This window comes from Paenibacillus sp. NPDC093718, from assembly GCF_050279985.1.
Taxonomy (GTDB): Bacteria; Bacillota; Bacilli; order Paenibacillales; family Paenibacillaceae; genus Paenibacillus_AQ.
The window spans coordinates 679,771-706,716 of the sequence record NZ_JBNNUS010000001.1 but is presented as its reverse complement, the minus strand read 5'-3'; the positions used below and the strand labels follow the sequence as shown (position 1 = coordinate 706,716).

Below are 26,946 nucleotides of genomic sequence, written 5' to 3'. Positions count from 1 at the left end.
ATCGATCGTATATTCAAGAACCTGCAAGGAGGAAGCAAAAGATGGCTAATATTCTCAATGTCATTGTCATTGCAGCGCATCCGGATGAACCCGAAATTTATGCTGGCGCGATCTCGGCAGCTTACGCAGAGATGGGTCATAGGGTGAAGTTCGTAACACTAACCGATGGATGCTGCGGTCATCATGAAATGAGCGGGCAGCAGTTGATCGAGCGTCGGATTCAGGAAGCTCATGAGGCTGCAAAGCGGCTTGGGGTGCTGGAATACGTCGTCCTGCCCATTCCTGATGGCGAATTGATGCCAACGCTTGAAGTACGCAAGGAAGTGATCCGTCAAATTCGCGGCTGGGAGGCGGATATCGTCATTACGTTCCATCCGGACGGTCCCGGTCATGTGGATAACCGCAATGTCGGGAAGGTCGTGCGGGATGCGGCAGATTTTGTTGCGAACGTACCGAATGCCGTTCCTGAAGTGCCGTCATTGAAGAAATCCCCGATATTCCTGCTGATGCCGGATTACGCGGCACGGGCGACGTACCAACCGGATATTGTGATCGATGCTGGAGGCGTGATCGAGAAGAAATTGCTGGCCTGCGATGCCCATGCTTCCCAATTCTATGAGTTTGCGCCTTGGCAGGGCGGTTTCTTGGATGCCGTACCGGATACATGGGAAGAGAAGCGGGAATTTATTCTAAAATATTGGGATCGGTTCCTGAGCGTCTCGGACGAAATGGTGCTTTCGCTTGCGAAGCAATATGGCCAAGACCTTGCAGCCAGCGTACAATATGCAGAGCCTTTCGAAATTGCGGATTATGGCAGAAGACCGAATGAGGCTGAAATGAAGATTTTGTTCCCGATGTTAACGGGCACTCATGTGTAATCTATTTTTGGTTAGATCAGAAATAAAGAGCGGATTCCCTTCTCAGGGAATTCGCTCTTTTATGATCCGAAAAATAAAACTACACCTTCTCTAAGGGTGATTCACCAACTGGACAGAATTCGGGATTCGTCGTACTTAAGCGTTCGGCAAATTCCGGCTGGAGCTTGGCAAGCTCCGAATAATAACTTCCGATCACGTGGTTTCCGCTGACCGACCCATTCTGGAAAGTCAACGGCCATGGGGTATGCACATGGCTGTAATAGTATTTCTTCTCCCGTTTCGGCATCTTGTAGATATGAGGCGGGGCATGCGTTACGACGTCGAACAGGTTGGCAATGCGGCAGCTGCTTCGAACATACTTGGCAAAGGCCTTGGTAAAGTCAGGATCTCCCACACGAGGGGACCCGTAGGTAAATACATAAGGGGATTGGTGGTCCGTGTTGGCGGCAACGTCGACTGCACATAAGGTTGCGAGTGCTCCTCCAAGGCTGTGGCCTGTTATGAACAGTGTCTTGTGTGCAGAAAGTCGGTTAAGCGCCGACATCACCTGGCCGCGAGCAGAGGCGTAGATGTTAGTGAAACCGCGGTGTGTGAGAGAAGAGTCCTTAATATATTTGAAGTTTTTTTGGGAGGCAATGGCATCTGAGATCCAGTTTGTTGTTGAACTGGTGCCCCGAAAGGCGATAATGATTTCATCCGGTGATTCCAGAATAAACCCAAAGCGCTCGGACACGCTGATTAAGGAGTTCGCCTCAATGGTGTCATAGAGCGAATAATTTAGCGGAAGGACAAATGAGCCGTCCGTATTGCTGAATTGCGTATAGGTCTGTCCGCAGATCGCTGCCAGAAAAATGGCCCATTGTTCTCGTTCCATGCTCGTACCCATGCACATCCCGCCCTTCTGTTCTCCTACACTATATTAGGGTGTGGAAGGAAAGGTGCCTATACGCCTAAGAATGGCGAATTCGCCATCAAGCCAAAGCTCATACAAGGGATATTATCATCAGAAAGTTTGGGTAGAATCAAGTTATATGGTACGATTCTATAGACGTTCTTTGTCGAGCGGGTGCATAAGCATGCACATTATCAGATTGTACTTTAAAGATACATAGAGAGCAGGGTTATATAGAATGACGGACAATATTCAACAACGCTTCCGTTTCAGTGAAGCACCCATCTGGGAACTACAGCGGACCTACTATGAAGAACTGGGGATGAAAGCCTGGAATAATGACCAGGTTCCGCAGTATATTACGAGCAACCCTATGATTGCTACAGCTTACGCCGAAATTATATTCGGATTTCTTCGGGACCGCGCCGATCAAGGCGATCTAACCGAAACGGTTACGATTCTGGAACTGGGAGCCGGAGCCGGGCGCCTCGGTTATCATGTGCTGCACAAGCTGTGTGAACTGAGAGATTTTGCGGGTATAGCGCTACCCCCTTTCCGCTATGTCATGACTGATTTGCCGATTAAAAATGTTACGGCATGGAATCAGCATCCTGCCATGCAATCCTATATTGAACAGGGGCTGCTGGACTTCGCGAGGTTCGATGCCGTGCATGACACGGAATTGAACCTGGTGGTATCGAAGACAACGATACGTCCTGGAGATTTGAAGCAGCCGCTGCTGGTTGTCGCTAACTATTTTTTTGACGGCATTCCGCAAGAATTGATCTATGTGGGGGAAGGCAAGATTTACGAGAGCGATGTTGTCATCGAGTTTCCTGAGCAGCACGACAAGCTCAAGCCGGCTGAAGCACTGGAACGAATGAAACTGGCATACGAGCACCGTCGTGCGCCCAGATACGAGGAGGACACCTACCCGTACCGTGATGTCATTGCCTACTACCAGCAAGAGCTGGAGGATTCGCATATCCTGTTTCCGGAGGTAGGATTGACCTGCATGGAGCGTCTGAATCAGTTATCAACGTCGGGTTTCATGCTTCTCACGGCGGATAAAGGAGATCATCATATCGATAATTGGAAGTTTGCCGAACCGCCGCAATTAATTTATCATGGCAGCTTCTCATTAACGGCTAATTATCATGCGCTGCAGCATGTGTTTGAGCAAAGAGGCGCACATGCGATTTTCCCCACGCAGCATTATAAAAATATTAACGTCGGCTGTATCCTCATGCTGGAAGCACCGAAGAGTTATGCGAATACTCGGATCGCTTACCGCCAATTTATCGAACGCTTCGGACCTGATGAATTTTTCAGTATGAAGGAATGGATCGACCGGAATATTGAAAGCATGGGCATGCAGCAAATTTTGTCGTTTTGGCGATTGGGCGGGTATGACGCCGAGTTCTTCATTCAGAGCGCGAAGCGCATCTCGAATCTGCTGCCGGATGCCAATGACGAAGAAATGCTGGATATCCGAACAGGCATCTACAAGATGTGGTCATCGTACTATGTAATGGAGCAGCGTTATGATCTGGCATTGGACGCGGGGCTGGTGCTGTTCGAGATGGATATGTATGAGGATGCGAGGTTCTTCCTGAAGGAATCCGTGGAAACGGACGAAGACGAGCCGGTGCCAACGGTTATATATTGCTTGGCGATCTGCTGCTATGAACTTGGTCTCGACGAAGAGGCTCTGGAATACACGCGTGAGGCGCTCGTTCTGGAACCCGATCATGAAGAGGCCTTGGCACTTTTGAAATGTTTTGAGTAATACACGCATTACTTAATCTTCGCGAAGGAAATTGCGTATTTTTCTCGGAATTGCATAGAACGACGCACGCGACCCGGCCTCTGAGATTACAATAAGGCTGGGTCGTTCTGTATTTTGAACCAGATCCAATTTACGATTCAATTCATGCAGATGGCCCTGCGAGGATTGTTGGAGTGGAGTATAATGTATAAGGACATTAACGTAGTGATGCTGACAGAAAAACATACAACGATAGGTGAAAAACATGAGAATAGCTTTTTTTGATTCAGGTTTAGGCGGTTTAACCGTGTTATCGGAGGCAATGAAGGAGCTGCCGCAGGAAGATTTTTTGTTTTATGCGGACACCCTCCATGTGCCATATGGTACCAAAGCCAAGGAAGACGTGAAATCTTACATCCATCATGCGATGGAAACGATCATGAAGGAAGAAGTCAAAGCCATCGTCATTGCATGCAATACGGCTACAAGCATGGCGATTTCCGATCTGAGAAAGGCTTATCCGATCCCGGTTATCGGAATGGAACCAGCCGTGAAGCCGGCCGTCGAAATCAACCGTTCCAGCGGGAAGCGAATCCTGGTGCTTGCCACGCCGCTGACCTTAAAGGAATCGAAGTACAGGGATCTGGTTCGACGAGTCGATAGCATGCAAATCGTGGACTCCCTGCCTCTGCCGGAGCTGGTAGAGCACTGTGAGGCTTTGAATTTCGATCAAAAGGTCATGAATGCTTACTTTACCAAGCAATTCGAATCCTTTGATATGAATGAATACGGAACCATCGTCTTGGGGTGCACCCACTATCCTTTTTACAAAAGGATCTTATCGGACTTACTCCCGGATCACATTCGCATGATAGATGGCAGTAAAGGAACCGTGAACAGACTCATTCAGGTATTAAGTGACCATGATCTGCTCAGCTCCAGAGGGAGTCAGGATGTTAAGCTATTCAATTCGAGCCGATCCACGGAATACACAGAGAAGATGGAGAAAGCGCTGAGCATTTATAGAGAAATAGAGGGGTAGGGTAACGGGAGTCTGTGTGGCTTTATGCGGCATATCAGATGACTTCACAATAAATTGGAGGGGGATAAGGGGTGGAGATTCGCTTTTTATCCGATTTGGAATATGCCGTTTCCGGCTTGGAAGTCAACGAAATTTTGAAACAAAGGTACTGTGTATTTGATTTGGAATCGACGGGCATCCACCATGAAACGGAACATATTACGCAGGTGGGTGCCGTTATCATTGAGAACGGTATCGTTCAGGAATCCCAAACCTTCAATTCGTATGTTCAGCCTCTAAAGCCCATTCCTGAAGCTGTTGAGCGTTTTACCGGTATTTATAACATAAATGTAGAGCGTGCTCCCAGATTTGACGAGGTTTATAGCGGTTTTGTCGAATTTATGAAGGATTGCGTGTTGGTGACACATGCAGGCTATGAATTTGATTTGCCACTATTGCGGGCCGAATGCAACAGATTTGGCCTTCCCATGATGAACATATGCTGCTTGGATACCAAAGCCCTATTCTCTTATTTGCATCCAGAGATCGACTGCATTATATCAACTGATTATTTGATAAAGTACTATAAGGTGAATGATCGGGACCAAAAGCGGCATGATGCGCTAGGTGACAGTATATTGATTGGTCGATTTTTTTTAAGCATATTAGAGGAGTTTCAGGCGAGGAATTTACATGATATTCATTTCAAAGAAGAGGTTGTGGTCAAAAGGTTCCAGATAACGCCCTTGGTTTAAGGGATTATTGACGTAAGGAGCATAGGGCTAAGCTTTTATTTGTTCTCTGTGGTAGAGTTCAATTACATATAAATTCTCCATATCCTGTCAGGCGTAGGTTGTAGCATAATAGCCGATATGAATGTTTAATTGTGAATACGCTTGCGTTTGGCAGGCAGGGAGGTTGCAAGATGAAGGGACAAACGGATATCGTGAAAAGATCTTGGGACGAATGGTCAGACTCGTGGTACGTAGGATATCGAACCGAAGAGGTCATTGCCAACATCATAAAACAACCTGATTCCGCGTTTCATCCTATAACATTCTCGATGATCATGAAGGCATTCCCAGACCTGCGGGGCAAACGGATATGTGTTCCTTCAAGCGGAGATAATCATGCCGTGTTTGCTTTTCATCTCATGGGGGCTCAGGTCACTTCATGTGACATTTCGGAACGACAGCTCGAGAACAGCTCAGTTATAGCACAGAGATATGGATGGGATGTTGAGTTCATCTGTGACAATACCATGAAGCTGAGCAGCATCAAGAGCAATGAATATGATTTTGTCTACACATCGAATGGGGTCCATGTATGGATTCATGATTTGAATTCGATGTATACCCAAATCCATCGAGTTCTTAAACCTAATGGGGCTTACATCATGTATGATATTCATCCATTTATGCGCCCATTTGGAACCGGCTCTACAGATAAGATCCATGTGGTGAATCCATATGACTCCACAGGGCCTTTTGGAGAAATACCCACGTATAAGTGGCGTATTCAAGATATTTTGAATGCCATGATGTCATCCGGTTTTAACGTTAAACATATGGAAGAAATGTTCGCAATGGACGGTAGGTTCTGGGTGGATGAATCCAAAGCCGAGGCTAGTCGTTTGTCTGATCAAGAGCTGGAAGATTTCCGTAACTGGAAATTGAACCCGCTTGCAGCGCTTCCTCAATGGTTATCGATCTATGCAACGAAATAATATAACAGAATAACAGACAACATATGACCCGACCTACGTTCTAAAGGCCGGGTTATGATGTTTAAAGGGGAGTTTTTATGAGCAATCCTTTCGAGAAACTAATATCATATACACAAACTTCTCAGGAGAAGTATGGTGCTTCTGCCTCCGCTTTGTTCATCATTCAAGATGGTCAAGTCGTAACGGAATGGTATTCTGGTCAGCATCATTTTAAGCGTGGTGCATTGCCGGTAACCAGGGATTCGATGTTTAATCTATATTCAATCAGAAAGTCATACGTTGGCATGGCAACAGCCATAGCGGTTACAGAAGGGAACATCTCCATCGATACGGTTGTCTCTGATATCGTTAAGGATATGGCGATAAGCGATTTAAAGGGCGTGACCATCCGAGATTTAGCCACCAAAACCAATGCGAAGTACTTTGGCCCCCAGCGAATCGAACGCGAGGAAGTCGCAGGAAAACTAATAAAAGCGATAACAGGCAAGACGATCGCTCAATTAATAACAGACCGAGTATTTAAACCACTGGAGTTGAACCATTCGGAGTGGGTGTCTGTGCCGGAAGCTCGATTGGTATGTGATTTTCAAGCTGCGGATGGGTATGCATCCATTCGAATAGAATCCGATGAAGGCTGCGACCGGAATTTGTATGCCAGCGCTAAAGATTTGGCGATGTGGGGATATCTGCATCTATGTCAGGGAACCGTTCATAACCAACAACTCCTATCCAGTGAAGTATTTCGTTTAATTAACCAATTAAGGGCTGAGACTCAGGATCAACACCGGGTTTTTGGATGGTATTATCAAGAAAAATGGTTTTATGCTTCCGGAGCCGCCGGCTGTCATTGCGTAGTTATCCCTGAGTTCAATGCGGTTGGGGTTCGGATGCTGAACAAATATACGGAGAATTATAGTGAAGATCAGACCATGTTTAATGAAACATTATACGAGTGCTTGCGGTTATAAAAGGTAGAGCTGATAGTGAATGCAACTATAAACCGGTCATATCACAATGACAGATACACGCGCAGTTGCACGCGCTGCTCCTGATCGTCCAAATCTTAGATACAGGTGATGTCCATGAAAAAGATTAAGCTTGGCATGATCGGCAGCGGCCATGTCAGCAATCGTTATTTTGAACAGGCGGCAATGCTTGAAGACGTGCAGATTGTAGCAACATACTCCAGACATTTGGAGAATGCGGAGAAGAAGGCGGCGGCATTTGGAATTCCCGGATGGTATGCTGATTATCGACTCATGCTGGAACGAGAAGATCTGGATGGCGTAGTAGTTACAACCCCTCATTCCATGCATGCTGAGCCGGTGCTGGCTGCGCTGGAGCGGGGAGTGCCTGTTCTGAACGAGAAGCCGATGGCGACCACATTCGAAGATTGTAAACGTATGGTTACGTTGGCAGAGGAGAAGGGGCTTATTTTTATGAGCCTGCCTTTTGACTTGAATCCCGTCTTTCTAGCTGCTGCCGATTACATGGATGAACGATACATTGGAAAAATCACAGGAGCGGAAGCACAACTTTCCCTTCCCGGCCCATGGCGCGATAACTGGTATTATGATAAATCTGTAGCGCATGGAGGTGCGGTATTGGATTGCCTGGCTTATCCCGTTAGCCGTCTGATCGGTTTGTTGGGCCCCGCTAAAAGTGTGCTGGCTGAAGTCAACACGCTGATTCCTAATCGCATCGTTGGCGGTGGTAAGAAAGTGAATAGCGACGTGGATGATAATGCGACTCTCATCCTTCAATTCGCAGGCGGGCAACATGCCGTTGTTCGCTCGTTATGGGGAATGTCCTTCAAGCAGAATAATACGCTGATCTACGGTCGAAAAGGCACTATAGCTCTGAATGACGGTGGATATCCTTTGGTTGTTCACACATTAGGAGATGCCATTCCAGATGCGGAGCCAGTCAATTGGCGGGGGAATGATAACTGTTATGTACCGTATCATCGAATTACGGAACAACGTGATGAGAGTGTTATTGCCCATTTTGTTCGCTGCCTTCGTACGGGTGAACCGCCCGTCCAGTCTGCGCAACAGCAGCTGCACGTGCATGAGATTCTGTTCGGCGCCTATCAATCCGCGGAATCCGGGGAGCGGTACTCATTGACAACAACTTTCACGCCAGCAATAAAATTGGACCCGCACATATGGGATACTCGTAGTCGTTTTATATAGGAGGAATTAAGAGGAGGATGCGAAATGGGTAGAGCCTATTTGTCCGGCCCAACCATGGCAAAGGCTTCTCATTTAGATACATAATCCTGATGTAGGAAAGGACCGGAGAATTGAAATTAAAGTTATTATTCATTCTCATGTTAGTAATCTTTGTTGGTTGTAATAGAGAGGATGATGAAGTCGTCGTAGAAATCCATAAAGAACAGCATATCAACTACTTGGAGAAATACGGATGGGGCATTGATAGATTTGCGTCCGAAACAAAATACGCTGCTCATACTTTACAATCCTTTAAGTCGCATGTGAAAGACATTAAAGAATTGGGTGATGTGGATTTGACCCGATATTTGGATCAAGAAGTTACAGAGACAGGGTATATCCTGCAAGAGAAAACAATGACGTACAATCAGATTGTAGGATATATACTAGAGTCAGGCAAGGAAATTATTGGAGGGTATTTGGTATTTAATTATGAGGCAGAACAAGCTGATGGAACATTGCACATCGAACAAAGTGATATGAATCCTATTCTTCATCGCAAGGAGTTAGGTAGTAGCCCGTCTTCGTAAATGTTGTGCTGTATTGCAGGATCGTATGCGCAGGTGCATTTAACCTGGAAACATGAAGAGTCGGCGGAATGGCCGAAGACCGTGATGTTTAGTAGTTTTGAAGAATGGGTGCACGCTTCGATGTTACCTGACAACAAGTGTTTTTAGAGATCAATCTAAGAACGAAAGGAAGCATTCTACATATGATCAGTTTGATTATTATCGTTATGATAGTTGGCTTGGCCGGGATAATCAGCAATCAGTATTCTGCTCTGAGAAGGATGGAGCGCATGCAGCGTTCATTGGATGAGCTTAACACAAAAATACAAGAGATAAATCATCATCCTAAACAATGATATTGTTTTTTTATTGAGTGAGGTTAGCCTTGCTAAACCAGTAGAGAAGGAATCTGGGAGCGTATTCGACTTAATACAATCAATTGGGAGTATGACATGAACCCTTTTAAACATTCAAAAAAAGAAATCAGAACGAAGTTTGAGATCGATTTGCTGCACCAGGCACAAGCCAAAGAACCTACGAAACCACCACATCCTTGGCGTCACGAGGTTATCATTCCAGCTGCGGGGTGTATTGCGTGCGGGTGGGATACCGATGAGAACCTGGTTCTGATCAGCAGCAATGGATACAGTATTACGCAGGCCAAGTCAGGAACCTTGATTCACAGAGAGCGGGATTCTGAAGTAACCGAAGATCATATTAGCGAGAACTACTTGAGTTTTCGTATTCCGCAGAGCGGACAGGAGATTGCGATATTTGGATTTGAGTCTGGAGACGGGATTCACGTGACGAACGATGGCTGGATGCTGGAAGTTATTCACCCATGGTGGCCAAGGGCTGCCGTCGTATTGGATCAGGTGTTTGTCCCTAACTATGAATATCTCAAAAACGCCTCGATGATCGATTTGAACCGGCTGGATGGAAAAATAAAAAGTGGTTTCTCGCCGTCTGGTCAACATTTCGTTATTCTAGGGTCGGGCGGAGCACTCTTGTATTCGAGGGAGTAGCAGCTATACACCTGTATAAGAAAGGTCGTTTGTCTAACGCAAGCTTACAGCTGCAGGATGGAGGAAAATGAATGTCTAGCCCCCCTATAACTTATGGCATGTACACAATGTGCCTGATCCAAAAAGATGATAAAGTGTTATTAATCAATCGCCCAGACAAGCTGGGTTTTCCCGGATATCTTGGTCCAGGAGGAAAAGTGGAGTTTCCTGAGAGCATTTCAGAAGGTGCTGTGCGTGAGGTTTTTGAGGAGACAGGACTGATCGTGAAAAACCTGGTGTACAAAGGATTAGATGAGTATGTGGTTCCTCAGACAAACTATCGTTACATGGTGTTTAATTATTTGGCGGACTCTTTTGAAGGTAAGCTGTTAGCGGATCCACCGGAAGGTGAGCTCGTTTGGGTACCGATTGATGAAGCAATGGATCTACCTATGCAGCCCTGGTTTAAACGAAGATTTCCCCTATTCTTTGAAGAAGGGACTTTTGAAATCTCTATTGTCTGGGATGAGGATGGACAGAAGCCAATCGAAGAGAAGATCAGAAGCTTAAGATAAGGGCAACGATCCAGAGGAGGGACCATTATCAGATGATCAAATACAATATTTGTTTTGTTCGGCGCGGTGATGAGGTTTTATTGTTGAATCGTAAATCCCCGCCCTGGATGGGGTGCTGGAATGGCGTGGGAGGCAAGCTGGAGGCGAATGAAACCCCGCGAGACTCAATGTTGCGTGAACTGGAGGAAGAGACAAATATACAAGACTACAGTCTAACCTTTAAAGGCGTAGTGACTTGGTCCGTCAACGGCTCGATTACGGGTGGTATGTATTTATATCTAGTAGAGGTGCCTGAGGATTACAGCTACCCTACTCCGATCACGACAGCTGAAGGAATATTGGATTGGAAACCAGTGAGCTGGATAACCGACGGGGAAAATGCTGGAATTGCAGCTAATATACCGGGTTCGCTCGAACTTATCCTATATGATCCGAATTGCTACGATCATCGCTGTACATATAAGGACGGTAAGCTCGTCGAACAAACCCCGATTCAGATCAGTGTCTCGATTGAAACGGATGAAGCGATGAGAGAGGCGTTGTTAAATCAGTATCGGGGAGAGGGAATTGCGATTTAATCGCATTAGAAAAAATACTGAACACTACATGACTCGACCTAAACAGGAGGTCGGATTGTGGTAATAATTACCAATAGGTGGTAAACCCATCCCTGGTATATTGAACGATTAAAGAGCCGCGAGGACGAAGGAATGAACCGGAAATATAAAACATCAATCCCGGAGATAAAAACATGATGAACAAATTACTTCATAAAGCGTTGGTCCCCACCTCCTACGGACTCTTGCTTGCAGTGATCTGGATTCCTATCGGCATTATAATCTACATGAACTATCTAGCAGGCAGCATTACTATGAAATACATCTTGTATTTTTTACTCGGGTTGCCCCTCATTGCCATTTTGATCGGGTTAGTATGGTTTCGAAAGAAATCGGGGTATTCTATTTTTTCTGTTTCATTTATGGTTCTGACCCTGTTGATTACGGTGCTTATTCCTATTATTTTCGAATAAAACCATGCCATCTCATAGACTCTGGAGCGCCGATGCTCCAGAGTCTTTTTTTATGACAGCAATAAGTTTCTCTTAAGGTCCTCTTAACGTAAATTTAACATTGGCAACCGTATAATGATGGGGAGGTGGTAGAAGAGATGCGTCTGCTAATAATTGAAGATGATCGGGAATTATCCTATGTCATGAAAGCCGGGCTTGAAAAAAGCGGGTTTCATGTCGATGTTGCCAACCATGGGCTTGAAGGTGAAGATAAAGGGTTTGCCAACCGGTATGATGCTATTTTACTTGATTTGAATTTGCCTGACAAAGACGGGATGGAGATCCTCTCCTTTCTACGGGAACAGCATATCGACACGCCCATCGTTATTGTTACGGCACGGGATGAAGTCGTTCAGAGGGCACTGGGATTAAACACGGGGGCCGATGATTATATCATCAAACCTTTTGATTTTGTCGAGCTTGAAGCCCGGATTCAAGCCGTCATCCGCCGCTATTATGGGCGAACGAAGAATGAGATTGATATCGGCCGCATTCGAATTTGTCCCCGTACACGGAAGGCCTACATAGATGGAATGGAGATCGCATTGTCCGCCAAGGAATTTGATATATTGGAGTATTTAGCTAGCCGAAGCCCGGATATCGTATCCAGCGAGGACATTGCGGAGCATGTGTACGATGAGTTTTTTGACCCGTTCTCGTCGGTGCTAAGGGTGCATATTGCGAATTTGCGTAAGAAATTAACGCTGCAAGGTGGACAGGGGCTGCTGGTTACCATGAAAGGGAACGGGTATCAGTTATGCGGACAACCTCGATGAAAGTCAGCCGAGTTCTTCTGTATTATTCCCTTACGGTGACGGCCTGTCTGATTCTTGCATTCATTTTATTCATTAGCTCCATTACGGTCCCCGAGTCCAATCTGCCCAAATATTTATTTATGATGAACATGAACAAAGTGACAATGCTCATTCAAAACGGGAGTTTTGACGGCATGTCCTTCTTCGATCTGAAGCCGTCCATCATCAACAAGAGAAACCTGGAGGATTATTATGTGGGAGCGCTGCTTCAGCATATTCCTATCTTGATTCTATGTCTTGTAGGCATACTCGTAACAGGGACCTGGGTATTGTCCAAAATTCTGAAGGTCCAGCATGAGAAACAGGCCCTCCTATTAGCCAAGCAATTAAGCAGCATGGACGAGGAACATATCATCATGGAGCAGCATCCTGCCATTGTTAAAGCATATCAAGAGATTAAGAGTAAATTTGAAGCGTACACTCTGGATTACGTCCGGCTTAGTGCTTACGTGACGCATGAGCAGAAGAATATCCTTTCCTTGCTCCGAGCCAAATTGCAGCTTTCAGACCATGGGGAACTGACGGAAGAGGTGGATAAGGTTACGGACAGCCTCGACGATATTTTGACATTGAGTGCCTCCAAAGAAAATACGACCATGGAATTGGTCGATACAGCCCTTCTGTGCGCTAATGTATGTGATGAATATCGGAGGCTGCACCCGAACATCCATTTTGATTTTGATGACGATGCCAACAACACCATAATAGGGCGGGAGCTCTGGATATGCCGGGCTGTCACCAATCTGGTGTCCAATGCGGTGAAGTATGGCGGGAACAGTGAAATCCATGTGTCGGTATGCAACAGGAAGGGCAGCGTGATTATAGCGGTCTCCGATGGAGGAGAGGGCATAGACGAAGCGGAGCAGGAGAAGCTGTTCGATTACCAGTATCGGGTTGGCAAACTCAAGAAAGACGGCTACGGTATCGGGCTTAGTCTGGTACGCCATGTGTGCGAGCTCTGTGCCGGGCTGTGCTGGGTAGAGAACAGAGGTGCTAGAGGCACTACATTTTATATGATTTTCCCTGAGGCCTTAACATTAGATTAACATGGCATTCGTTAGAATGGGATTGTCCATAGGGATGCATTGAACCGGTTCGCTGCATCTTAGGCCAATAACAAAAGGGAGGATAACCATGTACATCTTTCAACATGCCATGAAAAACATCGGCCGTAACAAAGGACGAAACCTGCTGATGGGGATCATCGTCCTGGTCATCATCATTGCGACCGTCATCTCGCTGATTATCAACAACACGTCAGGCAGGATCATTGACGACTATAAAACACAGTTTGGCTCCAAAGTTAGCTTGGCTCCCGATTTGGAGCAAATGTACAGCAAGGGGCCAGATTACGAAAAAGTCACATCGGAGCAATATTTGGAATTTGCGGAATCCGAATACCTGAGTCAAAGCACCTTTTCCGCCATCGTGCCGAGTGTCAGTGATACCGTCAAAGCGGTGGATCAGGATAACGATCCAAAGGGCGGAAATATCAAGCTTCAAGGGCCTGGCGGAGCGTCCAAAGGAAATCCAACGATGAAACTTGTGGGAAATTCTAACCTGGAGACCCTTGCCGAATTCTCGGATGGACAGAGATCCATCACGGAAGGCGAAATGTATAAGGAGCCCAATGAAAGTATCGTAAGCAAAGAGTTTGCAGAGATAAACGATATCTCGGTCGGAGACACGATTGAGGTGAACAGTGTGATGGGCGAGGGCAATCCGTATACATTGCTCGTTACCGGAATCTATCTGGACTCCACTGCAGAATACGGGGACATGCCGATGGAGATGAGTTTCATGAACCGCCGCAATGAAATTTTGACGAGCTTTGATACGGTGATGGGGGACGACCAAGCGGCAGCGGGTGCTGTCAACATTCAGGCCACTTATTTTCTGAAGAGTCCGGATCTATTGCCTGATTTCGAAAAGGAGCTGCGTGATAAAGGGCTTCCGAGTTCCTATACGGTAAGTACTGATGAGGAAAGCTATGCCAAGGTTGTCGGTCCGGTCGAAGCGATGAAGGGAATCTTCCTGACTTTTATGATCGTCGTGATTATTCTGGGCTCCATCATCCTTGCGCTGCTGTCTTCCATAACGATCAGGGAGCGGAAATATGAGATCGGGGTTCTGCGGGCGATGGGTATGAAAAAAGGCAAAGTCGCTGCAGGGCTTATCAGCGAGGCGCTTATGATTACGGCAGTCTGCCTTATAGTAGGGCTGGCCGTTGGAAGTGCACTGTCCCAGCCGACAGCCAACACCATTCTGCAGAATCAGATCGAAGCCGCGGAACAGACAAAAGCCGCAAGCGGCCCCGGTAAATTTCTGATGGTCGGGGGACAGAGCAATATGAGCAATGTAACAACCCCGCCGATCAGTGAAATCGATGTCGGGCTGGGAATGGATACCCTTTTTCAAATCGCGCTTATCGCACTGCTGCTGGCAGCGGTGTCCAGCATTATGAGCATCAGCCGAATTACGAAATACGAACCCATCAAAATTTTGATGGAACGGAATTAGGAGGCGCATGAATCATGAGTGTATTAGCCTTACAGAATGTATCGTATCGCTATGAGGGTGCAAAGCAGCTTGTTTTGAAAAACGTCAATGTGGCTTTTGAGAACGGCAAAGTGTACACCATTGTAGGAAAATCCGGTTCCGGCAAATCCACCCTGCTGTCACTCCTGTCCGGTCTGGACGTATGTGCAAACGGGGAGATTCTGTATAAAGGAGACAGTCTGAAGTCCCTTGACCGCGACTATTACCGAGCGAAGAGCATCGGCGTTATTTTTCAAAGCTTTAATCTGCTCACTACGGCGACGGCCGTCGAGAACATTGTGCTGTCCATGAATATAAGCGGCAGCAAGGAAAAGGACAAAAAGGCGTTTGCCTATTCGCTTCTGGAAAAAGTGGGGATCAACCGGGAAACGGCAGATCGCCGAATATTGAAGCTGTCGGGGGGAGAGCAGCAGCGCGTCGGCATTGCACGTGCTTTGTCGCACAATCCGGATGTTGTCATTGCCGATGAGCCGACCGGGAATTTGGATCGGGATACGGAAGCCGAAGTATTGAATATTCTGATGTCCCTTGCACATGAACATGGAAAATGCGTCATTATCGTTACCCATTCCAAAAAAGTCACATCGGTAGCAGACGAGGTGTGGGGACTCTCGGAAGGAAAATTACTGTATATCAAATCTTAATTAAGTTTATATAGAAAGGCTGAACCTATATGAGCAAAAAGAAAATACATGGCTTCAGCATCATTCTGTACGTTCTTGCCGGCTTGTTAACGCTGTATGCGGCTTGGGCAGCGGTGGAGTCGCACGGCTACATTTCCAGCATGATGGAACAGAATCAGATCAGCGTGAGTGGAAGCGAGTATGATATTGTGAACTTCTATATGACGAACAGTGCACAGTATGTGTTGTATGCCGTGATCATGGGGACTCTCGGTTGGATGCTGCAGAAGAATGTTACGGGTCAAGCAAGCCATGTTACCTTCTCACGGCAGCAGGCGGGCTCAACTCCCTCAAATGATCGATCCGTTGAATCGGAAGGGGAAGATTTTGAGGAGTGGTTCCGGAATAATCAGAATTAGTAGAAGCGTGGACTTGAGAAGTACAGGGCCAAGGATGGATTCTGGGTCAATCGTGAGTCCGGAGTAAAAGGAACCAAAAAGAACCTCCCCAATTGGAGGTTCTTTTTGGTTCCTTCCCGAGCACAAATCATCTATTATAGAGGAAAGGAAAATTCTTCTATTTGGAATTGAGGCGATATTCTTGTTTGGGTATATGAAGGAATTTCATGAACATTATCTTCAGCTCTTACAATTAACAGAATATGAAGTTGAGGCTGAAGAGGAGCCTATAGTGTTTGGCTATCAATCTAGCTCACACGAGAATTTGATTCATTTGAGAGAAAAATATCATTTGGAAAAGGTAGCAGGAACTGGAGATGAGCTATCTCAAATTAAAAATCTAACGCAATGGGTGAATGAACGCCTTCCGCATGGAAACATTAGGCCGCCGGAGCAAGTTAATGCATTACATGTCTTGGGGCTTTCAGATTCAGAACCTATCCAGATGAATTGCTATGTGATTGCTACTGTATTGAATGAAGTATTCTTGAGCCTAGGGTTCCATTCTCGCAGAGTTCATTGTAGATCATACGATGCATATGATTCGGATAGCCATGTTGTAACACTTGTTTACTCAAATAAGCTTAACAAGTGGGTCTGTATGGATGGTTCGTGGAATTGCTATCTTACCGATGATAGTAGAATTCCTCTTAGTTTAGAAGAGTTTCGAGAACGCCTTTCTTCCAATCAGCCCGTTTGGGTTAATGGTGAATCGACTGAGACGGACTGGAGCATTTTTTATAAAGGTTATATGGCCAAAAATATGTTTTGGTTTTATGGCCCTGTTGATAGTGAGTACAATTATGAAGCTCGTATGGAAAAAGATTATTGTGCCTTATTGCCGGAACACTTTACTCCAATTGAACTGATGAGAGAAATACCTGAACATCAAAGCGTACAAATTAGTAGAAACCCGCAAAACTTTTGGAGAAGTCCATCCACCATAATGGATAAATCATGAGAAAAGAAGATTTATGACATGGTTACCGTTATTAACATTACTTGTATAAAAACATGTTTTGTTCATAGGAGGAGATTGTGTTGAAGGACACCAGCTTGGATTTTTATGAAGATCTTGCGGACACATATCATTTGATATTTAAGGATTGGTATGAGGCGGTTCAATGGCAGGGTGATTTCTTCAATCGATTTATTCGTTCGTTACACGCAGTGGAACACGAGGGTCCGATTCATCTCCTGGATGCATCATGTGGAATAGGAACACAGGCTTTGGGAATAGCGCAGCATCATTTTAACGTAACGGCTACGGATCTTAGTCCCAAATCCATTGAACGAGCCAAAAAGGAAGCAGACAAGTTGGGGGTTCAAGTTCATTTTGGCGTCGCGGATTTCAGGACACTGGATAAGGATGTTCCTGGACAATTCGATGTCGTCTTGTCTGCTGACAATGCGATTCCCCATCTATTGACTGATGAGGATTTAAGAGAAGCATGCAGCAATCTGTATGCCAAACTTGGAAACCAAGGCTTGCTTGTATTGTCCATTAGGGACTATGACGAGATCCTGCAGGATCGACAGCGTGCCACGTTGCCCCGAGTTATGGATGAAGGAAAACGGATCGTTTTTCAAGTGTGGGATTGGGCTGAAGCCGGGCATCACTATATAACCAACCAATTTATTGTGCAAGAGATTGACGGGTCATGGAAGACTCAAGTCAACAGCACATCCTACAGAGCTTTATTGAGATCGGAGTTAAGCACACAATTGGAGGAAGCGGGATTTACCGATATCATGTGGCATATGCCTTCGGAATCGGGCTTCTATCAGCCGATCTTGACCGCAAGGAAATCATGAAAGAAATCCACCTAGGCAAAATGAGTTTCTTCGAATCCCATCATATATAAGGAGGACTATAGATGGCCAAATTATCAGGTCATGAACAAGTCGTGGAGTATCTTCACCATCTTGAGCATCCACTAAAGGCTGAAATTGAGGAAGTAAGAAGCTTCATATTAAGCGTCGATGATCAAATAACCGAGCAGATTAAATGGAATGCACCCAGCTTCTGCGTTCAGGGCGAAGACCGGATTACTTTGAATTTGCAGGGGAAAGGCTTCTTTCGCATCATTTTTCATTGTGGGCCAAAAGTTCAAAATCATGACATCAAGGGAGCTATGCCTGAGGATGCTCTATTGGAATGGGCCTCTAATGATCGGGCAATCGTGAAAATATTCAATTTAAACGATCTTGAGGAGAAGAAAGAACAATTAAAGGAAGTCATCGTTCGATGGATTGAAGTGACGAGTAAGGGTTAAACGGGGAGTAACATATTGTCGTTTAGTGCTATAAGATGCTTGTATATGGAGGGGGGACTCAGTTGAACAAAGTGATCGATTATTATAATGCCTTCGATGAATGGGGGCGCTTGGATAGGGAACCCATTGAATTTATTGTCAATCTGCATCATATCTTGAGTATGCTGCCTGAGAAAGGTCACGTCTTGGATAACGGAGCGGGACCTGGGAAGTATTCGATGGAATTAGCGAAGAAGGGTTACGATGTGACCTTAACAGATCTTACGCCAAGATTAGTCGAGGTTGCGGCTGCTAAAGCTGAGGAACTCAAGTTAACCGGCCAGTTCAAAGGATTTCACCGCGCCAATGCCAACGATCTTAGCCTTTTTCAAGATGAGCTGTTTGAAGCAGCACTTATGATGGGACCGCTATACCATTTACAGACAGAACAAGATCGGTCTATGGCCGTTCGGGAATTGTATCGCGTTACACAAGAGGGAGGCTACGTCTTTGTGGCATTCATGACCCGAATTCGGCATCTGATGACATCATTATCATTTCCGGAACATTGGAAACCGAATGATAATATCAGCAGCATTAAGGAATTTGTTAGGACCGGGATATTCAATCATAGCGATGAAGGACGATTTACCGGTGCATATTATTACAACTTGGAGGATATCAAGCCTTTCATGGAATCGCATGGCTTCAAGACGATTAAATTGATAGGCTCGTCAAGTATAGCAGGCTCCTTCAAGGCCGAGCAGTTCGATTATTGGCGGTCCCGTGGGGGAGAGGAATTCCAGGAAGTAATGAAACTGATCTATAAGGAAGCGGGGAACCCTAGCATTTTGGGAGTTTCATCTCATTTGTTGTTTATTGGGCAGAAACGATAAGGGAACTTTCATAGAGGGTGAAGTAGATTGAATTATTGTTTGTATGCAGTAGAAACCAGTGTGAGAAGTCTCACGGCGAGAAAGTATTCGAGAGATATGACAGCTATCTGGTGAAATATAACCCCAGTCTTTTTATCTCTTATATAAGATTGATTTCAATCCATGTCGGAATATTAAACAATATGCTTGCACCATTAATTGTTGCTGAGAATGGAGAATCCATGATTATTGTTCTGCTATTATAATCAATATCTATAACTTTTCGGACTTCTCCATTAACCGATAGAATCATCCATTTACCAACGTCCTTAATATTGGATACATTGCTGATAACCTTGGAACCGGCATTAATATTGCCAGTTTCACTGAGGTTATAGGTTCCGTATGTGCCACCGGTTACACATATTTTTTTATATGGAGCCCCTTTGATAATAGAAGTACTCGAAATGATATCCCCTTTATTCCAAGTCTTTACCGAAAATAGTTTTTCTTGCATATCGATAACTTCATGTATCTCAATTGTCGTGCCATCGACAACATCTCCTTTCCAAACGATGCATCTACCAAAAAAATGAATATCCCCTGGAATTGTATTAGTTATCGAATGAGAAGTTGCTGTATTAGTAAATTCATTGTTCTTAACGATTAATGTACCGCCAGCTCTTCCTTTTGATGTAGGAATTATCCCACCACTTTTTAAATACAAATAATCAGATGCAAGATTACCAGCACCTAACTGAATGCCTTCTATACAGTTAGCGATAGTATTATTTTCACAAGAGGTGTAAGGAGAATTCTTTATAGTTATTCCCACAGAGCACCCCTGTGTGAAATTGCTACATATCTTTATTGAATTTGTACGATAACTATCTACGTAAATGCCCAACGCACAATCTTCAATAATATTGTGTTCAACTCGTGAATAAAAGTTTGAGTCGTGACTCTTTAATGTTCCGATCCATCTTATACCGCTATTATGATTCTTAACTTTATTTCCAAAAATAACAGAGCCTATAATCCCTTCACCATTATCTACTAGTATTCCGTTTCCAGAACGATTAGGAAATTTATCCTTTTCTTTTATGATTATATTATTCATTACATGGCAATAAGAGACCCGTATTTGGATTGCGCCATCTAAATCAGATATACTACCTGGATTAATTATATAATTATTAGAGATCGTGACTGGTACGTCTGGGGAAGCAGAGAAGTAATTTGGGAAATTACCAAATGCATCTGCCCTTGTTACAATTCCACCAACAGATGCACCCGATCTGCTTGTTCCTGACAGACCAGTCATTTCCAAATAATTATCGTTTACTTGAACGCCTATACATGTTCGTATATATATACCTTGTTCCCAAGTAAGACATATTCTATTATTCTGTATCAATAAATTTGCCCTAAATGTCGGAGAGTTAGAGGGAATGTTGAAACTTCCTCTATACACTTGAATTCCGCAATGGGCCCCTTTAATGATATTTGATTGTATCAATCCAGGATTCTCGTCTGGTGTCTGAGCCAATCCATCTATTCCTATATCCAAGCCTGGCACCTCTATATAGTTTCTCGATATTAGAAAGTCTGAGGCTTTTTGATTCTCATAACCACTTTTATATGCAAACACAATAGCGCCTGTATAGGCATATCTAAGAAATTTACTATACTGTTTACTTTGCATGGAATCTAGTGTTTTACCATTATCAGAGTAGAACTTATTTGACACTATTTCGAATTGAGTGCATCCTCGATAAAGGATTCCCTGAGAAAATCGCCGAAATAAACAATTCTGAATGAGAAATCTGGTTGAACAATATGCGTCAATGCATGCATTAGACAACCCAACAGTACCGAAACTAGCAGTCAAGCCCTTTGCTTCAAAGGTTGCATGGTCAATCGCCTCAAAAGAAAGTCCATCAATACTCCAATCACTTGTTCTACTTGCAACAACCAGGGAAAAACTTACGCCATTTGTGATTTGGCTATATATTGTCGCGTTAATACCTCTCCATTGAGAGAGAGATTTTTTAATAATGGGCTTAGAGATCTTATAACGTCCAGGAGGAAAACACAAAAAGCATTTGATCTTAGATGCATAATCCTCGGCCCTCTGTATTGCATCAGTATCATCAGAGCCATCGCCTCTCGCACCAAAATCCTTAATATTTACTAGTACTTCACTATGAAACTTACCTAAGGCGCTTATAACGGTGCTTACTCTATCTATGGCATCTTTGTAAAAAATATCTTCGTAATTAAGGTCACTCAATTGGAATCACCTCACCTTATTTATGTCAATCCAAGTTGAGATAAATTATATAATCTTAATTGTCCCAAATAAGTGCTCCCTGTACCCCATTCTCTAAGACACACTAAACTACAATGGAAAGTGAGGCAATAGAACTCCTTTTGTTTACCTGAGACAGTTTTAGCCCCAGTGAAAATAAGATGTGAATTATCAGAATTCATGACTGCTTTCACCCCTTCCTGTGACGGTACAAAGTAAAACTAAATATATGCCAAGGAGAGTTAACTTTTTTGAGCAACCAGTTCTCGTATTAGTATATTACTTTTGCTAATAAATGTTTCTTTGAAATTGTCTCCTCAGGCCTGAATGCTAAGAAAAGAAAACTCATAAGGTCGATAATCTTGTGGAATTCCTTCAACTTTGCGGGTTGAATCGTGATCCGTATTCTGACGGAAGCATAGGCAGGCTCCGCAGATTGTATGTGTTAAAGGAATTTCGGCATCATGGTGCCGGGAGAAGGCTGGTCGAAACGGTAATACATAAGGCGAGCAGTCATTACAGCAAACTCGTGTTAAGAACGGACAACCCCAAAGCGGCCCGATTTTTATAAGAAGCTGGGTTTTAAAGAAGTGAAGGGTGATGTACGGATCACGCATGAACTTGGGTTTGGATGTAATCACGGCTGCCATGCCTCGATCTAGAAGGAATCATAAAGTAAAGAAAAAGGCCACCTTAAAGGCCGCCTTCCCTACCCCTCGTAGGCTTGCTGTAACGTCTGCATGTCGATTTTTGATTTCGTCTGAAGTAAAGCCTTCATGACGCGTTCGGATTTTGCCGGATCGGAGTCGGTTATCATTTCGCTTAGGTTAGCCGGGACGATCTGCCACGATACACCGAACTTGTCCTTCAGCCAACCGCATACTTGGGCTTTCTCGTCGCCGCCCTCAGACAGCTTCTCCCAATAATAGTCCAATTCTTCTTGGGTTTCGCAATGCACAATAAATGAAATGGCTTCATTGAAGGTAAAATGCGGACCGCCATTTAGGGCAACAAAATGTTGGCCTTCCAGCAGGAATTCCACAGTCATTATCGCACCTTCGGCAAACGTATGGTTATCATTTTTTTCTGCACCGTAGCGGGTGATACGCTCGATCTGTGAATGTTTAAAAATAGAGACGTAATGCAGGGCTGCTTCCTCAGCTTGGTGATCAAACCACAGGTTTGGCGAAATCTTTTGGACTCTATTCTTCATAATTCCAACTCCTTCATCACAGGTAATAGAATGTAATGCAATCGTACCATATCCTTCTTAACACGATTTCTTTCCAATTGCGATTTATTCCTGGAATATAGCACGAAGCTAACTTTTTAGGATAACGGAGGGTTAAAACAATGAGTGGAAGTCAATTCATCATTACGGGAACCTCAAGAGGGATCGGCGAGCAACTGGCTTATATGCTCCTAGAGAAGGGCCATGAAGTGCATGGAATCGCGAGAGGAACGTCCGAGAGATTGAGCAGCCATCCAAAATACAGACACCATGTATATAATCTGAGCGATACGTTGGGGCTGGAGGAGCTTGTGGATAGAGTGTTTGACGAGATGGATCCTGTTCACGCGGATAGGATCTGCCTAATCAATAATGCGTCCATGCTTGAACCACTGAAGGCCATTGAACAATGTGATGCAAGAGATATTCATATGAATGTGCAAATCAGTCTGGTTGCCCCTATGATTCTAACTTCCGGCTTCATCAAGAAAACGGAGGGGTTGTCCATTCGGAAGAAAATCATCAACATCTCTTCAGGCTCTGGCATATATCCAGCACCTACGATGAGTGTCTATTGTTCGGTCAAGGCCGGAATCAATATGTTTACGCAAAGTGTAGGGGGCGAGCAAAGGCACAGGCCAAATCCGGTAGAGATCATTGCGGTTAATCCAGGTATGGTGGACACGGATATGCAAAGAATGGCTAGAGGGAAAAATGAGCAGGAGTTTGAAATGGCCAAAGCCTTCACCCATGCGCATGAGTCAGGGCAGCTTCTATCTACAGAGGAAATCGGGGTGCATCTGTTACGTATCATCGACAAGGATATTGCAACCGGAAGTATTGTGAATTATGACGAAATCTAAGGGACCTTGTGAAAGTTGAGGTATATCTTATCTATCGGAGGTGTTATCTATCATGTTGATGCCAACACATATCGTCGCTGTCGGCGGCGTAGTTGAGAATGAATGCGGTGAGATTCTATTGGTGAAGGGTCATCGCAGCGGCTGGGTTTTTCCAGGTGGGCAGGTGGAAGCCGGAGAAAATCTAGTGGATGCATTGATAAGAGAAATCAAAGAGGAAAGCGGCATGGATACCATCGTTTCTCATCTGATCGGCGTCTATTCCAATACATCAACCTATCCGGGACATAGCGGCGTCGCTGTGGTTCCAACGAAAGTGATGATGGATTTTGTGTGTAAGCCTACGGGGGGAGAACTGAGCATTTCGGATGAAACGACGGACAGTCGTTGGATCCCTAAGGATGAAGTGCTTCAATTGATTACGGCCCCGGCCATTCGTACGCGATTTCAGGCTTATTTGGATTTTAATCGAGAGGTCGTCTATATGGAATATATTACGAAACCGGAGTTTGAAATTAAGCTGAGACGGAATATATAGGCATTCGAGCTGGCCATTGGTAGTCGTGGTCAATCCATATACGGGAGGCAATCTGATCGTGCTGTATCATTTTAGCGAGGAACCGGACATTCCAATATTTGAACCGAGGATCCTATACAATCAGAATAATGAACCGGCTAAGGTATGGGCCATCGATGCGCATCATGCTCCGCATTATTATTTTCCAAGAGAGTGTCCGAGAGTTTGCGTGGAAGCTGTGGAGGGTACAACTAAAGCGGATGTGGAGACATTCTTCGGCATGTCGTACGCGCGCAGGATGATTGCGATCGAAGCGGCGTGGTATGAGCGGGTGAGAACAGGGTGCGTCTACCGGTATAGCTTTGATCCGACTGATTTTGAGCTTTTTGATGCGAATGCGGGATATTATATTGCAATGAAAACCGTTGCTCCGGTACGTATAGAACGAATGGACGATCTGGTCGCGTCGATCCTGCAGGAAGGCATTGAATTAAGAATTACCCCCTCTCTGATGCCGCTAAAAGAACGTATTCCAGCTTCATCGGTGAATTTTTCCATGATTCGGATGAGGAATGCCAGATCAGAGGGATGAGCTGTATTTAAATAGGCAGGTTTACTATCTGCAATCGAAAGGAAACATCCCATGGAAGAAGTGATTGTCACACCATACAACCCGGACTGGAAAGATGAGTTCAACCGGGAAAAAGCGAAAATTGAGTCGGCACTGAAAGGCCTTGACGTTCACATTGAACATATCGGGAGCACATCGGTGATGGGCTTAGGATCGAAACCGACCATCGATATGATGGCCGGTGTTCTTAGTTTAGAGGAAGTCGATGAGTATTACATTGAGAATCTGGCAGGGATCGGCTATGAATATGTTGTTAAACCGGAGTTTCCGGAGCGGCTGTTCTTTCGAAGAGGGCAATGGCGGGCAGGAACGCATCATCTTCATGTTTACAAGGTTCAAGGCCAACAGTGGAACGACCAGATTTTATTCAGGGAGTATTTGAAGAACCATCCGGACACGAGGGATCAGTACTATTCCTTAAAAAAAGTTCTGGAAAGCAAGTTCAAACATGACCGAGTAGCCTATACCAACGGCAAGGCTGATTTCATTCGTGAAGTGATCCGTAAGGCAAAGCTGGATACAGAGTTAGAATCTTGACGCAGAAAGGAAGTAAAGAGGATGTCCGAATATTACTGGAATTCCAAAATCGAATACCTGAGGAATACCAGATGGTTATATTACAATGACGACTACCTGGAGTTTTTGGTTAAGAACGTCTGGAAAATAAACGCTCCCGTTAACATTGTGGATTATGGTTGTGGTTATGGGTATCTAGGATTAAAGCTTCTCCCGCTTTTACCCGACGGGTCAACCTACACAGGTATAGACAAAGGTGAAGATTTGATCAAGGAAGCAAGGCAAATCTTTGACAAGCTGCCACACTCCGTTGAATTGATTCAAGGAGATATCGAAGAAATTCAGGTGCATCGTCAGTACGACATTGCGCTCTGCCACGCGTTTTTATTACATATGAAGAGTCCCCGGGATATCCTTCAGAAAATGATTGATAGTGTACTGGACGGCGGACGAGTCATTTGTTTTGAGCCTCATTGGATTGCTAATACGGCTAATTATGGCTTCGATGGAATTCAGCAGTCTGAAGTCGTCCGTCTGGGCATATTACAGAAATTGTATGAAGCGAGCGCCAAAGATAGCGGAAAAGACGGGAATATCGGCATGAGGCTTCCTATTCTTCTAAGTCAATTGGGATTACGGAATGTGGGGTGCCGAGTAAGTGACAAGGTGAATTTTTTAGATCAGAATATGGATGCAACAGAGAAGGTTCGACTTTTTCAGTCCTTGAAGGAAGAAGGCATTGGGCAGGAACTGGAGGATCCGGTAAAGGTAGTGGAGCAGCTCGTACAGAGAGGTTTATCAGTAGAAGAAGCCCAAGCCCAATATGCCGCTGAACTCAAGTTGCTCCAGGAGTTTGATAGCGATTCGTGGTTTACTTATGCGCCGAATATGAAGATCTCTTATGGAACGGTTGGTCGAGAATAAACTTGCTTAAGGAGCCCTATGAAAATTGGATTGGTAAGACATTTTAAAGTTATACATAAACTTGATAGGGAATGGATGACGTCCGATCAGTTCAATGCTTGGGTGGAAGCTTACAATAACGCTGAAATTGAACAACCCTACCTGGACTGTGATTATTCGGAGTGGACTGTCTGTTTATCCAGTGATTTGCCAAGGGTCGTGCAGACGGCAGAAACGATATATCCAGGCCCCATCATAGCAACGAATCGGTTAAGAGAGATTGAGGTACAATCGATTCATCCTTTGGGAAATCTAAAGCTTCATTACTACATGTGGTTGCTGATGGGGCGCTTGGCTTGGTATTTGTCTCACCGCTCGCAAGTGGAGCGGCGAAGCGAGACACTGAAGCGAGCTGGGTATATCATCGATTGGATCGAAGAACACTACCGTGATCGCAACGTATTAGTGGTCAGTCACGGCGCTTTCATGAAGGTCTTGACTCAGGTATTGCACAAAAGAAGTTACCGAGGAAAGGGATTTGTACAACCCAGGAATGGTGCCATGTACATTTTCGAAAAATAAGTGGGTTAAATCTAAAGAGAACCTATGGGTTCTCTTTTTCCGTTGAAGCGTGCTACAACCACTCTTGGTTGAATTATGATGCCGGATACGTTACCATCATGGAATTAGTAAATGTGTAATCGGCCAGTAAAGGA

General features: G+C 44.8%; 31 protein-coding genes. 28 read left to right on the top strand and 3 right to left on the bottom strand.

What is annotated here, in order from left to right; translation table 11 throughout:
* Positions 1 to 41 precede the first annotated feature (41 nt).
* Positions 42 to 878 (top strand): PIG-L deacetylase family protein, encoded by an 837-nt coding sequence (locus ACQKPA_RS03505; protein WP_427489417.1) that lies wholly within the window; start codon positions 42 to 44, stop codon positions 876 to 878.
* Between the two features lie 79 nt (positions 879 to 957).
* Here ACQKPA_RS03505 and ACQKPA_RS03500 read toward each other — a convergent pair whose 3' ends face one another.
* Entirely contained in the window at positions 958 to 1,764 is an 807-nt protein-coding gene (locus tag ACQKPA_RS03500; RefSeq protein WP_427489415.1) for a lipase family protein, read from the bottom strand.
* Between the two features lie 244 nt (positions 1,765 to 2,008).
* On the opposite strand from ACQKPA_RS03500, the gene ACQKPA_RS03495 reads away from it, so the two are divergent.
* The 20 genes from ACQKPA_RS03495 (at position 2,009) to ACQKPA_RS03400 (ending at position 19,282) form a co-directional block, all read left to right on the top strand.
* Positions 2,009 to 3,559, top strand: a complete 1,551-nt coding sequence (locus tag ACQKPA_RS03495) for a tetratricopeptide repeat protein (protein WP_427489414.1) — start codon at positions 2,009 to 2,011, stop codon at positions 3,557 to 3,559.
* A gap of 244 nt (positions 3,560 to 3,803) precedes the next feature.
* Positions 3,804 to 4,580 carry a glutamate racemase gene (gene murI, locus ACQKPA_RS03490; protein ID WP_427489412.1) on the top strand — a complete coding sequence of 259 codons (777 nt, stop codon included), beginning with the start codon at positions 3,804 to 3,806 and terminating at the stop codon, positions 4,578 to 4,580.
* A gap of 71 nt (positions 4,581 to 4,651) precedes the next feature.
* Positions 4,652 to 5,314 (top strand): 3'-5' exonuclease, encoded by a 663-nt coding sequence (locus tag ACQKPA_RS03485; protein ID WP_427489410.1) that lies wholly within the window; start codon positions 4,652 to 4,654, stop codon positions 5,312 to 5,314.
* Positions 5,315 to 5,484: 170 nt separating this feature from the next.
* On the top strand, positions 5,485 to 6,285 hold the full coding sequence (locus ACQKPA_RS03480) for a class I SAM-dependent methyltransferase (RefSeq protein WP_427489408.1): 801 nt from the start codon (positions 5,485 to 5,487) through the stop codon (positions 6,283 to 6,285).
* A 77-nt stretch (positions 6,286 to 6,362) separates the two neighbouring features.
* On the top strand, positions 6,363 to 7,253 hold the full coding sequence (locus ACQKPA_RS03475) for a serine hydrolase domain-containing protein (protein ID WP_427489406.1): 891 nt from the start codon (positions 6,363 to 6,365) through the stop codon (positions 7,251 to 7,253).
* Between the two features lie 114 nt (positions 7,254 to 7,367).
* On the top strand, positions 7,368 to 8,480 hold the full coding sequence (locus ACQKPA_RS03470) for a Gfo/Idh/MocA family protein (protein WP_427489404.1): 1,113 nt from the start codon (positions 7,368 to 7,370) through the stop codon (positions 8,478 to 8,480).
* A 110-nt stretch (positions 8,481 to 8,590) separates the two neighbouring features.
* Positions 8,591 to 9,049: a DUF4830 domain-containing protein gene (locus ACQKPA_RS03465; protein ID WP_427489402.1), complete on the top strand. Its 459-nt coding sequence runs from the start codon at positions 8,591 to 8,593 to the stop codon at positions 9,047 to 9,049.
* Between the two features lie 431 nt (positions 9,050 to 9,480).
* Positions 9,481 to 10,053, top strand: a complete 573-nt coding sequence (locus ACQKPA_RS03460) for a hypothetical protein (protein WP_427489400.1) — start codon at positions 9,481 to 9,483, stop codon at positions 10,051 to 10,053.
* A 71-nt stretch (positions 10,054 to 10,124) separates the two neighbouring features.
* Positions 10,125 to 10,607, top strand: a complete 483-nt coding sequence (locus tag ACQKPA_RS03455) for an 8-oxo-dGTP diphosphatase (RefSeq protein WP_427489398.1) — start codon at positions 10,125 to 10,127, stop codon at positions 10,605 to 10,607.
* A 32-nt stretch (positions 10,608 to 10,639) separates the two neighbouring features.
* On the top strand, positions 10,640 to 11,185 hold the full coding sequence (locus ACQKPA_RS03450) for an NUDIX hydrolase (protein ID WP_427489396.1): 546 nt from the start codon (positions 10,640 to 10,642) through the stop codon (positions 11,183 to 11,185).
* Positions 11,186 to 11,358: 173 nt separating this feature from the next.
* Positions 11,359 to 11,637: a hypothetical protein gene (locus ACQKPA_RS03445; protein WP_427489394.1), complete on the top strand. Its 279-nt coding sequence runs from the start codon at positions 11,359 to 11,361 to the stop codon at positions 11,635 to 11,637.
* A 137-nt stretch (positions 11,638 to 11,774) separates the two neighbouring features.
* Positions 11,775 to 12,452 (top strand): response regulator transcription factor, encoded by a 678-nt coding sequence (locus ACQKPA_RS03440; protein ID WP_427489392.1) that lies wholly within the window; start codon positions 11,775 to 11,777, stop codon positions 12,450 to 12,452.
* Complete coding sequence (locus tag ACQKPA_RS03435; RefSeq protein ID WP_427489390.1) at positions 12,449 to 13,537, top strand: sensor histidine kinase; 1,089 nt, start codon at positions 12,449 to 12,451, stop codon at positions 13,535 to 13,537. Before ACQKPA_RS03440 ends, ACQKPA_RS03435 begins: the two co-directional genes overlap by 4 nt.
* Positions 13,538 to 13,625: 88 nt before the next feature.
* A complete protein-coding gene (locus ACQKPA_RS03430; protein WP_427489388.1) occupies positions 13,626 to 15,011 on the top strand; it encodes an ABC transporter permease in 1,386 nt (461 codons plus the stop codon).
* Positions 15,012 to 15,025: 14 nt separating this feature from the next.
* Complete coding sequence (locus tag ACQKPA_RS03425) at positions 15,026 to 15,694, top strand: ATP-binding cassette domain-containing protein (RefSeq protein ID WP_427489386.1); 669 nt, start codon at positions 15,026 to 15,028, stop codon at positions 15,692 to 15,694.
* Positions 15,695 to 15,723: 29 nt separating this feature from the next.
* Entirely contained in the window at positions 15,724 to 16,092 is a 369-nt protein-coding gene (locus ACQKPA_RS03420) for a hypothetical protein (RefSeq protein WP_427489384.1), read from the top strand.
* Between the two features lie 181 nt (positions 16,093 to 16,273).
* The gene (locus tag ACQKPA_RS03415) at positions 16,274 to 17,092 is read left to right on the top strand and encodes a hypothetical protein (protein ID WP_427489382.1); all 819 of its coding nucleotides are present in this window, start codon (positions 16,274 to 16,276) and stop codon (positions 17,090 to 17,092) included.
* Between the two features lie 80 nt (positions 17,093 to 17,172).
* Complete coding sequence (locus ACQKPA_RS03410) at positions 17,173 to 17,946, top strand: class I SAM-dependent methyltransferase (RefSeq protein WP_427489380.1); 774 nt, start codon at positions 17,173 to 17,175, stop codon at positions 17,944 to 17,946.
* 62 nt (positions 17,947 to 18,008) lie between these two features.
* Positions 18,009 to 18,407 (top strand): DUF1801 domain-containing protein, encoded by a 399-nt coding sequence (locus tag ACQKPA_RS03405; RefSeq protein WP_427489378.1) that lies wholly within the window; start codon positions 18,009 to 18,011, stop codon positions 18,405 to 18,407.
* Between the two features lie 62 nt (positions 18,408 to 18,469).
* Entirely contained in the window at positions 18,470 to 19,282 is an 813-nt protein-coding gene (locus tag ACQKPA_RS03400) for a class I SAM-dependent methyltransferase (RefSeq protein ID WP_427489376.1), read from the top strand.
* Between the two features lie 139 nt (positions 19,283 to 19,421).
* Here the strand turns inward: ACQKPA_RS03400 and ACQKPA_RS03395 are convergent, their stop codons facing one another.
* Complete coding sequence (locus ACQKPA_RS03395; protein ID WP_427489374.1) at positions 19,422 to 21,554, bottom strand: glycosyl hydrolase family 28-related protein; 2,133 nt, start codon at positions 21,552 to 21,554, stop codon at positions 19,422 to 19,424.
* Between the two features lie 382 nt (positions 21,555 to 21,936).
* On the opposite strand from ACQKPA_RS03395, the gene ACQKPA_RS03390 reads away from it, so the two are divergent.
* Positions 21,937 to 22,143, top strand: a complete 207-nt coding sequence (locus ACQKPA_RS03390; protein ID WP_427489372.1) for a GNAT family N-acetyltransferase — start codon at positions 21,937 to 21,939, stop codon at positions 22,141 to 22,143.
* 138 nt (positions 22,144 to 22,281) lie between these two features.
* Here ACQKPA_RS03390 and ACQKPA_RS03385 read toward each other — a convergent pair whose 3' ends face one another.
* Positions 22,282 to 22,785, bottom strand: coding sequence for a VOC family protein (locus tag ACQKPA_RS03385; RefSeq protein WP_427489370.1), 504 nt, complete (start codon positions 22,783 to 22,785; stop codon positions 22,282 to 22,284).
* A 140-nt stretch (positions 22,786 to 22,925) separates the two neighbouring features.
* Between ACQKPA_RS03385 and ACQKPA_RS03380 the strand changes: the two genes are divergently transcribed.
* Genes ACQKPA_RS03380 through ACQKPA_RS03355 form a run of 6 tightly spaced genes read left to right on the top strand, consistent with a single transcriptional unit; the run spans position 22,926 to position 26,812 of the window.
* Positions 22,926 to 23,666, top strand: a complete 741-nt coding sequence (locus ACQKPA_RS03380; protein WP_427489368.1) for an SDR family NAD(P)-dependent oxidoreductase — start codon at positions 22,926 to 22,928, stop codon at positions 23,664 to 23,666.
* A 52-nt stretch (positions 23,667 to 23,718) separates the two neighbouring features.
* Complete coding sequence (locus ACQKPA_RS03375; RefSeq protein ID WP_427489366.1) at positions 23,719 to 24,201, top strand: NUDIX hydrolase; 483 nt, start codon at positions 23,719 to 23,721, stop codon at positions 24,199 to 24,201.
* Positions 24,202 to 24,259: 58 nt separating this feature from the next.
* Positions 24,260 to 24,772: a DUF6886 family protein gene (locus ACQKPA_RS03370; protein WP_427489364.1), complete on the top strand. Its 513-nt coding sequence runs from the start codon at positions 24,260 to 24,262 to the stop codon at positions 24,770 to 24,772.
* Positions 24,773 to 24,823: 51 nt separating this feature from the next.
* Positions 24,824 to 25,348, top strand: coding sequence for a GrpB family protein (locus ACQKPA_RS03365; protein WP_427489362.1), 525 nt, complete (start codon positions 24,824 to 24,826; stop codon positions 25,346 to 25,348).
* A 21-nt stretch (positions 25,349 to 25,369) separates the two neighbouring features.
* Positions 25,370 to 26,251, top strand: a complete 882-nt coding sequence (locus ACQKPA_RS03360; RefSeq protein WP_427489360.1) for a class I SAM-dependent methyltransferase — start codon at positions 25,370 to 25,372, stop codon at positions 26,249 to 26,251.
* 18 nt (positions 26,252 to 26,269) lie between these two features.
* Positions 26,270 to 26,812 carry a histidine phosphatase family protein gene (locus ACQKPA_RS03355; protein ID WP_427489358.1) on the top strand — a complete coding sequence of 181 codons (543 nt, stop codon included), beginning with the start codon at positions 26,270 to 26,272 and terminating at the stop codon, positions 26,810 to 26,812.
* Positions 26,813 to 26,946: the final 134 nt, after the last annotated feature.